The sequence below is a fragment of the Hymenobacter siberiensis genome, from assembly GCF_018967845.1.
GTDB classification, from domain to species: Bacteria; Bacteroidota; Bacteroidia; order Cytophagales; family Hymenobacteraceae; genus Hymenobacter; species Hymenobacter siberiensis.
This window is the reverse complement of sequence record NZ_JAHLZZ010000001.1, coordinates 1,937,435-1,951,059: the sequence shown is the minus strand read 5'-3', so window position 1 is coordinate 1,951,059 and position 13,625 is coordinate 1,937,435. Positions and strand designations below refer to the sequence as shown.

Annotated in this window: 11 protein-coding genes; 7 read left to right on the top strand and 4 right to left on the bottom strand. The window is 62.7% G+C overall.

Translation table 11 applies throughout. The features are described from left to right. The first annotated feature begins 66 nt into the window (after positions 1-66). Both KQ661_RS22790 and KQ661_RS08475 read left to right on the top strand, forming a co-directional pair. Positions 67-243 (top strand): GIY-YIG nuclease family protein, encoded by a 177-nt coding sequence (locus KQ661_RS22790; protein WP_226915770.1) that lies wholly within the window; start codon positions 67-69, stop codon positions 241-243. 252 nt (positions 244-495) lie between these two features. Next, a complete protein-coding gene (locus KQ661_RS08475; protein ID WP_216686159.1) occupies positions 496-1,968 on the top strand; it encodes a glutamate synthase subunit beta in 1,473 nt (490 codons plus the stop codon). Positions 1,969-2,210: 242 nt separating this feature from the next. Here KQ661_RS08475 and KQ661_RS08470 read toward each other — a convergent pair whose 3' ends face one another. Both KQ661_RS08470 and KQ661_RS08465 read right to left on the bottom strand, forming a co-directional pair. Continuing rightward, positions 2,211-3,755 (bottom strand): SulP family inorganic anion transporter, encoded by a 1,545-nt coding sequence (locus KQ661_RS08470; protein ID WP_216680223.1) that lies wholly within the window; start codon positions 3,753-3,755, stop codon positions 2,211-2,213. Between the two features lie 277 nt (positions 3,756-4,032). After that, a complete protein-coding gene (locus KQ661_RS08465; RefSeq protein ID WP_216686158.1) occupies positions 4,033-5,193 on the bottom strand; it encodes an NAD(P)/FAD-dependent oxidoreductase in 1,161 nt (386 codons plus the stop codon). Positions 5,194-5,334: 141 nt separating this feature from the next. Between KQ661_RS08465 and KQ661_RS08460 the strand changes: the two genes are divergently transcribed. The 5 genes from KQ661_RS08460 (at position 5,335) to KQ661_RS08440 (ending at position 10,074) form a co-directional block, all read left to right on the top strand. Beyond that, positions 5,335-6,000 (top strand): GAF domain-containing protein, encoded by a 666-nt coding sequence (locus KQ661_RS08460; protein ID WP_216686157.1) that lies wholly within the window; start codon positions 5,335-5,337, stop codon positions 5,998-6,000. A 53-nt stretch (positions 6,001-6,053) separates the two neighbouring features. After that, positions 6,054-7,220 carry a 1-deoxy-D-xylulose-5-phosphate reductoisomerase gene (locus KQ661_RS08455; protein ID WP_216686156.1) on the top strand — a complete coding sequence of 389 codons (1,167 nt, stop codon included), beginning with the start codon at positions 6,054-6,056 and terminating at the stop codon, positions 7,218-7,220. Positions 7,221-7,373: 153 nt separating this feature from the next. Next, positions 7,374-8,720 (top strand): RIP metalloprotease RseP, encoded by a 1,347-nt coding sequence (gene rseP, locus KQ661_RS08450; RefSeq protein WP_216680219.1) that lies wholly within the window; start codon positions 7,374-7,376, stop codon positions 8,718-8,720. Between the two features lie 173 nt (positions 8,721-8,893). After that, entirely contained in the window at positions 8,894-9,397 is a 504-nt protein-coding gene (locus KQ661_RS08445; protein ID WP_216686155.1) for a DUF6702 family protein, read from the top strand. Between the two features lie 197 nt (positions 9,398-9,594). Next, entirely contained in the window at positions 9,595-10,074 is a 480-nt protein-coding gene (locus tag KQ661_RS08440) for a hypothetical protein (protein ID WP_216680217.1), read from the top strand. Positions 10,075-10,236: 162 nt separating this feature from the next. On the opposite strand, the gene KQ661_RS08435 is transcribed toward KQ661_RS08440, so the two are convergent. After that, on the bottom strand, positions 10,237-10,902 hold the full coding sequence (locus KQ661_RS08435) for a DUF2461 domain-containing protein (protein ID WP_216680216.1): 666 nt from the start codon (positions 10,900-10,902) through the stop codon (positions 10,237-10,239). A gap of 196 nt (positions 10,903-11,098) precedes the next feature. Beyond that, a complete protein-coding gene (locus tag KQ661_RS08430) occupies positions 11,099-13,570 on the bottom strand; it encodes a bifunctional YncE family protein/alkaline phosphatase family protein (protein ID WP_216686154.1) in 2,472 nt (823 codons plus the stop codon). Between the last annotated feature and the right edge of the window lie 55 nt (positions 13,571-13,625).

Here is a 13,625-nt window from a genome sequence, read left to right as displayed (position 1 = left end):
CGTCATGCAGAACGTCATGCTACGCTCTGCATGACGTTCTAAAAACACCTTCAAATCCTACCCACCATGTACGTGTACATGCTCACCAATCCCAATCGAACCGTTCTCTACACTGGTGTCACGAATGACCTAAACCGCCGCCTAGCCGAACACGGCGACACGTTAGGCAGCGGTAACAAATTCACCGGCCGCTACCAAGCCAATTTATTCGTCTACTTCGAGCTCTGCCCTGACCCCAAGTAAGCCATTACCCACGAGAAAGAGCTGAAAGGCTGGAGCCGCGCCAAAAAGGAAAAACTCATTGCTGGCTTCAACCCCAATTGGGAAGCCATCGACCTAGAAACCTGGACCGGTCCAAATAATGAAATCTAAGAAATCAGAACGTCATGCAGAACGGAGCGCAGCGACCTGCTGACGTCTGATTACTAATCTATTATCAGCACGCGAGATGCTTCGCTGCGCTCTGCATGACGTTCTAAATAATCCCAACGACCCATGGCCAACCCCACCGGTTTCAAAGAATTCTCCCGCGAGCTCCCTTCCAAAGCCGCGCCGCAGGAGCGCGTGGCCCACAACCGCGAGTTCGTGGGCACCTACGCCGAAGACCAACTCACCCAGCAGGCGGGCCGCTGCATGGACTGCGGCATCCCATTCTGCCACTCGGGCTGCCCGCTGGGCAACATCATTCCCGAATTCAACGATGCCGTGCGCGAGGAAAAGTGGGAAAACGCCTACCAGATTCTCTCCGCCACCAACAACTTCCCGGAGTTCACCGGCCGCATCTGCCCCGCGCCATGCGAGGCGGCCTGCGTGCTCAGCATCCACAGCAGCCCGGTGGCCATTGAGGAAATCGAAAAGCACATCATCGAAATTGCCTTCGCCAAGGGCTACGTGCAGCCCACGGCGCCGGTCCTGAAATCGGGTAAGACGGTGGCCGTGGTGGGCTCCGGCCCGGCGGGGCTGGCGGCAGCGGCGCAGCTGGCGCGGGCCGGCCACACCGTCACCGTGTTCGAGCGCGACGACCGGCCCGGCGGCCTGCTCCGCTACGGCATCCCCGATTTCAAGCTCGATAAGTGGGTCATCGACCGCCGCATCAAGCTGCTCGAAGACGATGGCATCAGCTTCCGCTGCAATACCGAAATCGGCCGCGACGTGTCGGGCACCGAGCTCACCCGCAGTTTCGATGCCGTGATGCTGGCCGGCGGGGCCAGCGTGCCGCGCGACCTATACCTTCCGGGCCGCGAGTTGCCAGGCATCCACTTTGCCATGGACTACCTCACCCAGCACAACCGCCGGGTGAGCGAGCTGGACATCGAGGCCGAAGAGGAATTAATCTTCACTGATATGGATGTGGTGGTTATCGGCAGTGGCGACACGGGCTCCGACTGCGTGGGCACGGCCAACCGCCAGCGGGCGCGCTCCGTCACGCAATTTGCCCTCATGCACCAGCCCGGCTCCGAGCGCCCCGCACACACGCCCTGGCCGCAGGAGCCCCACATTTTCCGCAGCAGCACCTCGCACGAAGAAGGCTGCCAGCGCTACTGGGGCATCAACACCAAAGCCTTCCTGGCCGACGAGGCCGGCCAGCTCCGCGCCCTGCGCGTGAGCGACGTGACCTGGGAAACCGATGTGCTGGGCCGCCGTATCCGCTTCGAGGAAGTGCCCGATTCGGACCGCGAAATCCCCTGCCAGCGCGTGCTGCTGGCCCTAGGCTTCACTGGTCCCCGCGTAACCGGCCTGCTCACCGAGTTGGGCGTGGCCCTCGACGAGCGCGGCAACGTGCGCGCCGACGAACAAGCCTACCGCACCTCCCGCCCCAACGTGTTCGTGGCCGGCGACATGCGCCGGGGCCAGTCATTGGTCGTCTGGGCCATCTCGGAAGGCCGCGAGGCGGCGCGGGAAGTGGATGTGTTTCTGATGGGTAAGACGGCCCTGCCGAGCAAGAATGCGGTGGGGATGTTCGCATGAGAAATTCGGCACCTAAACTACTCTAGCGCAACTGGTTATCCCTTGAACTGGCGCGAGTTTAGCGCAACATAACTCGTGACCGGCCATAACTTGGAGACTGCGCCTCCAAGGCCGCGCCAGCGGCAGTCCCGCACCGCGCCGCTAAACTATTCCTACGGCATTGTTCGGTTTCGAGGCGCAGCCTCGCCCGGATGTCCGGCACGAGTTACGCTGCGCTAAACTCGCGCCAGTTCTTTGCCTACTCAATACGCCCGATTCGCCCCCGCCACCAAATACAGCGGGTCATCCTCAATATTCACGTCAATAAGCGCGCCGGCCTTGCCCAGCAGCTGGCGACAGTCGGGGCTGAGGTGGCGCAGGTGCAGGGTTTTGCCGGCACGGTGGTAGCGCTCGGTCAGCTTGTGCAGGGCGTCGAGGGCCGACATATCGGCCACCCGGCTTTCGCGGAAATCCACAATGACTTGGGCCGGGTCGGTGGCCACGTCGAACTTCTCGCCGAAGGCCTGCACTGAGCCGAAGAAGAGTGGCCCGTAGATTTCGTAGTGCTTCACCCCGGCCGCGTCTATGTGGTGGCGGGCCCGGATGCGCTTGGCATTCTCCCAGGCAAAGGCCAGCGCCGACACCACCACGCCCAGCAGCACGGCCAGCGCCAGGTTCTGCGAAATGGCGGTTACGGCCGTCACGAGCAGCATTACCAGCACGTCGGTGCGGGGCATGCGGCGCAGAATGCGCAGGCTGGCCCATTCAAACGTACCGATGACGACCATAAACATCACGCCCACCAGCGCGGCCAGCGGTAGGCGCTCAATTACGGGGGCACCCACCACCACGAACAACGCCAGCGCCACGGCCGACACCACGCCCGACAGCCGCCCACGCCCGCCGGACTCCAGGTTCACCATGGTCTGCCCAATCATAGCGCAGCCACCCATGCCGCCCGTCAGGCCCGATGCCACGTTGGCCAGGCCCTGGGCCACGCAGTCCTGGTTGCCCCGGCCGCGCGAGTCGGTCATTTCATCCACCACCGTGAGGGTGAGCAGGCTTTCGGTGAGGCCCACCAGCGCCATAATGATGGAATAAGGCAGCACAAGGGCCAGCGTGGCCCAACTCAGCGGCACCTGCGGCAGGTGCAGCGTGGGCAGCCCGCCCGCGATGGAGGCAATGTCGCCTACGGCCTTGGTTTGCAGTCCGCCAAAAATCACCAGCGCCGACACCGTCACAATGGCCACCAGCGAAGCCGGCACCGCCTTGGTGAGCCGGGGCAGGAAGTACACGATGGCCATGGTGAGGGCCACCAGCCCGGCCATCAGCAGCAGCGGCGTACCCATGAGCCAGTACTCGGCCCCGGCCGCGTCGCGCACCTTAAACTGCTCCAGCTGGGCCATAAAAATGATAACGGCCAAGCCATTAACGAAGCCATATACCACCGGCTGCGGCACCAGCCGGATAAACTTGCCCAGCCGCAGCAGCCCGATGGCAATCTGAATCAGGCCCATCAGCGCCACGGCCACAAACAGGTATTCGACGCCGTGCTGCGCCACCAGACTCACAATAACGACGGCCACCGAGCCCGCCGCGCCGGAAATCATACCCGGACGGCCACCAAAAACACTCGTAATCAAACAAATAATAAACGCTGAGCCAATGCCCACCAACGGGCTGATGTGGGCCAGCAGCGCGAAGGCTACTACCTCGGGCACCAGCGCCAGCGCGGTGGTGAGGCCGGCTAGGATTTCGTTTTTAGCGTTGCGTCGGTACTGTGATAAATAGGAAGAAACAGAAGTCATAAACAACCAAGGAAGAGGCAAAAGAAAAGCCGCACGCTTCCGGCGGGAAGCGGCGGCACCAGGGTTTCGGGCCAGTCCTCAGGGTGGGGTGAGCTTGAAAATAGCGGGGATAAAGGAGGGCATATCTGCCTGCAAAGGTAAGGCCGCCGGACGCAGCGGGTGGCACTGCCGCAAAATTTGCGGCGCAAAACCGGCCCCGGAACCGCAGGCTGGCAGCGTGTTGCAGCGGTTTGCCAAGCAATGAACGGGCCGGACAGTAGCGGCTCGCTTCGCCCCCCTACCCTATTGCCCGCTGCACCCAGGGCTTCAGCCCAGGCACGCGGGCCAGGCGCACGGCCGCGTTCACCAGCCACGCCTTGTTGCTGAGGAAGCGCATGAGGCGGTAGCTTTTGGCCAGCTTCCGCCCGATTTGGTGGGCCACCCGCGCATCGTATTCCCGCATGAATTCGGCGCTGAAATCCTGCTTCGTAAAGCAGGCCGCTGCCTGCGTTCCGGCCAATATTCCGCTCTGAATGGCCGTGTCGATGCCGTGGCCCTGCAAGGGGTCGATGAGCGAAGCCGCATCGCCGCACAGCATAAACCGGCGGCCGCTGATGTTGCGCACCCGCCCGCCACCCAGCGGCAGGCCAAAGCCCACGATAGGCCCCAGCGCCCGCGCCTGGGCGAAGCGCCCGGCCAGCTCGGGGTGCGTGGCCAGCACCCGCGTGAGCGTTTCCTTGAGGTCGACTTTGTGCTGCGAAACGATTTCGGCCAGCATGCCCAGGCCCACGTTGTAGCGCCCCCCGCCCACAGGAAACAACCACACGTAGCCAGCCAGGTAGTCGCTGCTGAGGAAAAACTCGGTGGTGCCGCTGCTGGCCCCGGCCACGTTTTCGTAGTAGGCCCGCACGCCGGCGCAGTGGTGGGCGCGGTCGAGCGGCGCGGGCAGCAGCTTGCGGCCCACGGCCGAGTTAGCCCCATCGCAGCCGATGACTAGCTGCGCGGTAATTTCGCGGCCCTCGGTGGTCGTCAAGCGGGCATGGTCGGGCTCGATTTGCAGGGTTTTGAGGCCGGTGTTTTCGAGAATTTCGGTGGCTGAATGCTGGCGCACCAGCGCCAGCAGGGCCGCGTCGAACGTTTCGCGGGGGCTGTTGAAGCTGGGCAGCGTCCATTGCAGCGTGAGGCTGGTGCCGCTGGGAGCCACGAGGCGGGAGTCGCGCACGTCGTCGCGCGGCTGCAGCTGCCAAAGCGCCTCCACAAACGCCGGGTCGAGCTGGCGCAGGGCTTTGAAGGCCTGGCCGGGGATGGCATCGCCGCACACTTTATCGCGCGGGAACCGGGCCTTGTCCAATAGGGCCACGCGCAGGCCGCTGTGGCGCAGGGCCAGCGCGCAGGCCGCGCCGGCCGGTCCGGCACCAACGATGGCCACGTCGTAATCAAAGAGGGAAGAAACAGGCACGAGCCCAAAGGTAGTAGCCGCGCCCGGGCAGTGGGCCGAAGCGCGGGTGGCCCGGCCACATTTTCGGCGGCTTTGCGTACATTCAGCTACACTTCATTTCCTGGCCTTGACTGCTTCTACCGAACATCCTGCTCCCGGCCGATGACGCGGCCCACCTCCAGGCCCTGCCGCTACCAGCTGCTGGACGCGCACCGCGAACCAATTTTCGACGACGTGGTAGCCGCCACGGCCCGGCTCTTCGGCGTTTCCAACGCCATGCTCTCCATCGTGGCGAGAGACCAGGTGCTGGTGAAAGCGCCCTACAACCTGCCCGTGCCCATCGAGCGCATCCCCCGCGAGCAAAGCCTGTACTCGGCCACCATTCTGCAACACGACACGGCCGTGTTCGAAGACCTCAACCAAAAGAGTGCGCCGGGCGTCGACATTTCCCTGCTTCAGCAGCTGGGCCTGAGCTTTTATGCCGGCCACAAACTGCGCACGCCCGACGGCTACAACCTCGGCTCACTGTGCGTGTACAATGGCCCGCCCCAGCAGTTTGCACCTATCGAGCGGGCCACCCTGGCCATCCTGGTGATGCGCCTGCTGGAGTTGCGCCGCACCCTGGACGCGCACGCCGACCGCACCGCCGTGCTCTGGGACCCCGTGTACCGCGCCATTGGCGGGCAGTTGGGCCGCCTTAGCGCCCTGGCCGAGCGCACCACGCCCCCCGGCGGCCCCGCCCAGCTCACCGAGCCCGTGGTGGCCGAAGTGCAGGGCATCGCCGATGTGGTTGACCAGTTTGTGACCGCCGCGCTCAAGCGGGTGTAGCCCTTGAGCGCGGGGACGGTGTACTTTTGCCCCGTTTCCGTGTTTGCATCATTATGGTTGAAGAAATAAAGGTAAAAACGCTGGCCCTGCTCGGCGCAACGGGTTCTATTGGCACGCAGGCGCTGGAAGTGGTGCGGCAGCAGCCGGGCCGGTTCCGGGTGGCGGTGCTGAGCGCGCAACGACAATGGGAGCTGCTGGCCCGGCAGGCCCGCGAGTTTCGGCCCGCCGCTGTGGTTATCGGTGATGAAAGCCTGTATCACATCCTGAAAGAGGCCCTGGCCGACCAGCCCGAAACCGAAGTCCTGGCCGGCACCGCCGCCCTGGCCGAAGTGGTAACGCGCCCCGAAATCGACATCGTGCTCACCGCCCTCATGGGCTACGCCGGGCTGCTGCCCACGGTGGCCGCCATCCGGGCGGGCAAGGATATTGCCCTCGCCAACAAGGAAACGCTGGTAGTGGCCGGCGAACTGATTACCAGTCTCATCAAGCAGCACAACGTGCGCCTGTTGCCCGTCGATTCCGAGCATTCGGCCATTTTCCAGTGCCTGGTGGGCGAGGAAGCCAATCCCATCGAGAAAATCATCCTCACAGCCTCGGGCGGGCCCTTCCGGGGCCGCACCGCCCAGCAGATGGAGGCCGTGACCAAGGCCCAGGCCCTGAAACACCCCAACTGGGACATGGGGGCCAAAATCACCATCGACTCGGCCTCGCTCATGAACAAGGGCCTCGAAGTCATTGAAGCCAAGTGGCTGTTTGGCCTTAGCAATGAGCAGATTGACGTGGTGGTGCACCCCCAAAGCATCGTGCACTCGCTGGTGCAGTTCGAGGATGGCTCGCTGAAAGCCCAGCTGGGCCTACCCGATATGAAGCTGCCCATCCAGTACGCGCTGGGCTACCCGCAGCGGTTGGCAAACACATTCCCGCGCTTCTCCTTCCTCGACTATCCCACGCTCACCTTCGAAGCGCCCGACCGGGCCGCGTTTCCCAACTTAGAGCTGGCTTTCGGGGCCATGCGGCGCGGCGGCAACGCGCCCTGCATCCTCAACGCGGCCAACGAAGTGGCCGTGGCCGCATTTTTGCGGGAGCAGGTCGGCTTCCGCCAGATGTCAGACCTCGTGGCCGAGTGCCTGGCGCGGGTATCGTACCTTGCAGAGCCAATATTAGCTGACCTGGTGGCGACTGACGCGGAAACGCGGCGGCTGGCCGAAACCCTGGTCTAACGTCACCGGCCAGAACGTCATGCAGAGCGCAGCGAAGCATCTTGCCCGCTTCGTTGAAACGCTTTGATTAGTTGTGGCGGGCAAGATGCTTCGCTGCGCTCTGCATGACGTACTTAATTCTTTCTCAACTTCTCCTTATCTAGTTCGTTTCCCTTGGCTATCCTCACCATGATTGGCCAGCTTGTGCTGGCCCTTTCTATCCTCGTTGGCTTGCACGAATTCGGCCATTTCGCCTTCGCCAAGCTCTTTAAAATCCGGGTCGATAAGTTCTACATCTTCTTCGACTTCCTGTTTCCGATGCCCAACGTGGCCAACTTCGCGCTGGTCAAAAAGAAGATTGGCGAGACGGAGTACGGCATTGGCTGGTTCCCGCTGGGCGGCTACGTGCAGATTCACGGCATGATTGACGAGACGCAGGACGCCTCGGCCCTGGCTGGCCCGCCGCAGCCCGACGAGTTCCGGGGCAAGCCCGCCTGGCAGCGCCTGCTGGTGATGCTCGGCGGCATCATCATGAACGTGATTCTGGGTATCATCATCTTCACGGCGATGACGGCGCACTACGGCGACACGTTCCTGCCGGCTTCGGAGGCCCGCTACGGCATCCTGCCCAACGGCCTGGGCCGCGAAATCGGCTTCCGCACCGGCGATAAAATCGTAAAAATCAACGGCCGGCCGTTTGATGAGTTCGACGATGTGTACAAGCCCGAGGTGATTATGGGCGACAACTCCTACTACACCGTGGAGCGCAACGGCCAGCTGGCCGACATCAAAATCCCAAAAAACTTCCTCGATAAATTCGGCAAGCAAAGTGCCGACAGCCTGCTGGTGCGCCCCCGCGAAACTTTCGCCGTGGACCGCGTGACGCCCGGCGGCAACGCCGCCAAAGCCGGCCTGCAGGTGGGCGACGTGATTACGAATGTGGCCGGCCAGCCGGTGCAGTTTTTCGACGAGCTGCAAGCCACCCTGCTGGCCAATAAGGACAAAACCGTGCCCGTGCTGGTGGAGCGCGGCGGCCAGCCCCTCACGCTCAACATTCCGGTCACTAGCTCGGGCCGCATCGGTTTCGAGCGCAAATCGACCCTGCAGCTCGGCACCCGCCAGTACACGCTGGCCGAGTCCATTCCGCAGGGCGTGAGCAAGGCCTTCGGGGTAATTGGCTTGCAGGCCCGCGCCTTCGGCAAGATTTTCAAGGGCGAGGCTTCGGCCTCGGAAAGCCTGGGCGGACCGGTGGAGATTGCGCAGCAGTTCGGCGGCATCTGGGACTGGCAGCACTTCTGGGGCCTGGCCGGCGGCCTGAGCATGGTGCTGGCTTTCATGAACCTGCTGCCCATTCCGGCCCTCGATGGCGGCCACGTCGTGTTCCTGCTCTACGAGATGATTCTGCGCCGCAAGCCGTCGGACAAGTTTCTGGAAGGTGCCCAGCGCGTGGGCACGGTGATGATTCTGGCCCTGATGGCGTATGTAATTGTGTTTAAGCAGGTGATGAAGCTGTTCCACTAAGCGGAACCGAACCACCACAGAAGAACGTCATGCTGAGCGCAGTCGAAGCATCTCGCGTGTGGTAGTAATCCCCTCGTCCAACGATTGAGTTACTATGGCACGCGAGATGCTTCGGCTGCGCTCAGCATGACGTTCCTTTTTCGTTTGCATTCGCCCCAAACCAACGCTTTCCCATGCGCCTGCTCCCCTTTGTTGCCGCCTTACTGCTGCTGTTTCCGCTGGCCGGGGCCGCGCCGGCGTTCCACGCCTACCACTCCACCATCACGGAGCTGCGCTACAACGCGGCCAAAAAGCAGCTGGAAATTTCGGTTAAAGTCTTCGTCGATGACTTCGAGAAGGCGCTTTCGCAGGGCCAGCCCATGCGCGTGAACCTCACCGATGCCGGGCCGCGCCCGCTGGTGCTGGCCACGGCCTACTTCCAGCGCACCCTGCAAGTGAGCGTGGTGACGGGCAAGCCGCTGCTGCTGCAAGTGCTGGGCATGCAGGCCGAAAACGACGGCTGCTGGTTCTACTGCAAAGTGCCCCTGCCCGGTCCGGTCACGGCCGTGAAGCTGCGCCAGGCCGTGCTCCTCGACACCTTTGCCGACCAGATGAACATCGTGAACATCGAGGCCAACGGCAAGAAGCAAAGTGCGCTGTTCCGCGCCGGCCACGAGGAGGAAACCCTGGCGTGGTAGCGTAGCGTGGCCTTTTAGTCCGCGTCCCCGCACCTTTGGGCGTTTACGAAACTCATCCCTTTCGTGCATTTCGTAAACGTTGATTCGTAGACGGATTTCTTAAACTCACCCCGCGCTGTAAGGGCCATTTGACCATCAACCGAGCCAGTTTCTACTGTTCATTGAAAGGAGGGTTAATTTGCTTCTGGCTGAATCGTATGAAAATCATTCTCTTTTTAGCGCTATGGTGCCTAACGACGGTCGACGTGGCAGGCCAAGTCATCCAAGTGAAGTCCGTCATCACGCGCACGGTCCCCGCCACTAAGCAAACGCGCCTCGACCGCGAAATGCTGCGGTTTCTGTTGTTCACCCACGAAGCGGACAAGGCAACCGATGGGAAAGCCCTTTTCCAAGTGCCCTTTTTGGGGAGTGCCAAATCGCCCGAAATTGGCATCTATAAGTTTGGCTTGAACTCCGCTCATGCCGGGTACAATGTCGTGTTTCGCTATCGCTACCAGCTGGTGTTTTCCAGTGCCCGCTCGGTATCCCCACTCTTGGCTCAGCTGCGGCACTTCCTAGGCCAATACCCCGCCGCGTTTACTCCACAGGCGCAACGCTCTGCCGAGGGCCAACTTCGGGACATGGTGCAGCACAACCAAACCACTGGCGAGTCGGACTTACCAGCCCGAAAAGGCTAGACCTTTCGTTCAATGAAACGGTGATTTAAATGAGCAAAGAAGGCGCTTTCATATGTTGCGAATAGTCGTTTCACAGCACGTAAAATCACTGGCTCAGCAGCCACTCTCCGTGTCTTAACGCGCTGTATTTCCACTTTCTGAGAGGACGCCTACAAGCTCACGCTACTTCGCTATCGCCCCGCGCAAAAACTGGCAGAATGGCACCATCGCCGCAAAAACCTCCGCTACGTGGGCGCGGAAATCGGCGTGGCTCAGCACGGCCTCATCGGCCATCTGATGCGTGGCGGTGAAGCTTTTGTGCTTGAGCAGCTCGATTTCGGGATGGTCGACAGAGTAGGCGGCGGGAGATTTTTTGAGCCTGTCGCCGCTCATGATGCCGAAGTAGCGCCGGAAATCGGGCGCGTTCAGAATGGCTTTTAGCTCCTCGGCGCTGTAGTCGATTTCCTGGCGGATGGCGGCCAGCTGGGTTTTATCGGGCTGGTAGAAGCCGCCGCCGATGAGTGTATTGCCATTCGGGCCAATCTGCACGTAATAGCCCGGCGTTTCAATATCCTTGCCACTGGCAGTGAAGTAAGCCGAAAAGTGCGTTTTGTACGGGTCCTTGTTGTTGCTGAAGCGCACATCGCGGTAGATGCGGAAGATGCTTTTGCGGCCGGCCGGCCCGGCTATTCCCGGGTCGAGCCGGGCCAGCTCCTGAAACCAGAATTCGGCGTCTTCCTCAAACTGCTTGCGGAGCTGGTCGTAGGTGGGCTTGCGCTCCTGGAACCAGGGCCGGTCGTTGTGTTTGGTGAGGGCGGAGAGGAAGGTGAAGAGGGGTTTGAGCTGCATAGGAGCGGAACGTTGGCGGTCAACTCCCCTCCTTACCAAGGAGGGGATGTTTCAGCTTTAGCTGAAACGGGGGTGGTTGTTGGCGTTGAACAGCATCGTCAGGCTTTCGTTCGGGATTATCCAACGCCAACAACCACCCCAATTTTCGCTACGCAAAAATATCCCCTCCTTGGTAAGGAGGGGAGTTTTTGTTCATTCAATCCTCTTCCTCTTTCGCCTCGTGTTTCGTTTTGGCTTCGCGCACGGCGGCGCTGCGGCGCGGGGCGGGCATGTGGCTGTGCTCGCCCCGAATGGCCTGCCAGATATTCTCGTTGAAAGCCAGGTCGGGCGCGGCGTCTTCGCGGCTCATGTCGAACTTGAGGGAGCGCCGGGCGGGGGCGTTGAAGGCGGTGTTGCGCACGTCCTGCGGGGTGGTAGCGGGGCGCAGGATGTAGGGCTTGAAATCGGGCTTCGCGGTGAAGCAGGCCCAGAGCGGCGGGGCGGCGGCATCGTACTGGCTCATGGGCGGCAGGCCGAGAATGAGTTCCAGCGTGCGCAGCATGCCAGACGTGGTGTAGGCGGTGTGCACCACGGCGTGGCGGCGGACGTACGGCCCCACGAGGTAGGCCGTGGAGCGGTGCGCATCGACGTGGTCGGGGCCGTTCTGGGCGTCGTCTTCCACCACCATCACCACCGATTCTTTCCAGACGGCGCTTTGCGAGAGGTGCTCAATCAGGCGGCCTAGGGCCAGGTCGTTGTCGGCGGCGTAGCTCAGCGGGCTGAGCTCGCCTTTGCGGGCGCCGTAGGTGTGGTCGTTGGGCAGGCGGATGATGCTGAGGTCGGGCAGCTGGTTGGCGGCCACGAGGCGGTCGAAATCCTGCTCCCAGATGCGCTCCCGGTCCACGTCCCGCACGTGCAGGTCGAAGCCGGCGTAGGGTTCGCAAAAGTGGCCTTCGATGGCCGGCACGCTGGCTTTGCCCTTGTACACGAACTCGCCATAGCTGCGGTAGCTGCGGCCGGCGCGGCGGCAGTAGTCCCACAGGAAACCGTCCTTGGGCTCGGCTACTTCGCCGCGCTTGCCCTCGAAATCATACTCGCCGCCCCGGCCGCTGTAGTTGCCGGGCCAGCTTTTTTCCACGAAATCGGTGGCGTAGGCGGCTGTGCTCCAGTTGTGGCCGTCGGCGCTCACTTCGGCATCCACATAGAAATTATCGAGCAGCACAAACTCCCGGGTGAGGGCGTGGTGGTTGGGCGTCACCTTGTCGGGGAAGAGGCAGAGGCTGGCATCGCCGTTACCAGCCGGCAAATCGCCCAGTACTTGGTCATAGGTGCGGTTTTCCTTGATAATGTAGAAGACGTGTTTGATGGGCGAGGCCTCGCCCACGCGGCGGGGCACGGGGCTGCCGGCGGGCACTTCGGGCGCAGCCTCGCGGGCTTTGGTGAAGGGCGTGTTGGCATACACCTGGGCCGAGAACGCGGCCAGGGCTTTTTCGTCGGGCACGGGCAGGCGCGAGAGCGAGCCCAGCAGTAGCCCGCCGATGTAGCCTTTGCCTTTTTCGCCGTCGTCGCGCACCGGGTTGGGGCCGTTGGGGTTGGGTTTGGAAGTGCTGCCTTTGCCGTTGGCAATCAGCAGTTGATTGCCGGCCACGGCCACCGCCGTGGGGTACCAGCCGGTGGGGATGAAGCCGAGCGGCCGACTGGCGCGGGCCTCGCGCACGTCGAACACGGCCAGGCAATTGTTGTCGGCGTTGGCGATAAACAGCTGGCTGTCATCGGCGTTCAGAGCCAGTCCATCGGGGGTGCTGCCGGCGGGCGAGGCGGGAAACAGGGCCGTATTCAGCGTTTCGGTGACCTGGCCGAGGCGGGTATCAATGACCGAAACCGAGTTGCTGTTGGCATTGGCCACGAACAGGCGGCGGCCATCGCGGGTCAGCACCAGGTCGTTGGGGTGGCTTTCGACGGGAATCGAAGCCAGCAGCTGCTGCTTTTCCACATCATAAACTGCCACCGCGTGGCCGCCCCAGAGCGTGATGTAAAGCCGGGCGCCATCGGGGCTGAGCAGGGTGCCGTAAGCCTCGGCGGGCAGCCGGAGGGTGCGCAGGATGCGGCGCGTTTTCAGGTCAAAAGTGTAGAGCGAGTTGTCCTCCCGCGTCACGGCGTAGAGCACGTTGCGGCGGCCATCGACGGCGAGGCCGGCCACACCGATTTTCTGCTTGGGCCACTTTGCACCCAGCACAAAAGCACTGTCGGGCAGCAGCTTCCGGCCTTCAATCCGGAAGCAGTGAATGCGATTGTACTGCCCGCCGGAAGCGTAGAGCGTGCGGCCATCGGGCGCGAAAGCCAGGCCGGCCCAGGCGGCCGGCACCACGCGGGTATCGAGCACCTGGCCGGTGGCGGCATCGAGGAGCTGCACCGAGTTTTCGCCCCAGCCGGCATTGGTCACGGCGGCCAGGCGGCCGTCGGGGCTGGTTTGCAGGCTCAGGGGGAGGTCGCCGAGGGGTGTGGTGGTGCCGGCGGGGCTGAGTTTCCAACCGTTGGAAAGTAGCGTTTGGATGGTGCCGGCGATGGGGCCGGGCAGCACGCCGGGCGCTTCGGGCGCGGCCTGGGTGCTGGGGTTGCCGGAGCAGCCAAGCAGCGCCAGAAGCGGCAATAAAGAAGCGAAAGGGCGGTATTTTTTGAGAGAGGACATGGCTCGACCGGGACGGGCATTTTGGCCAGTGCCCGAGCCACAAAGGTAACGGGTG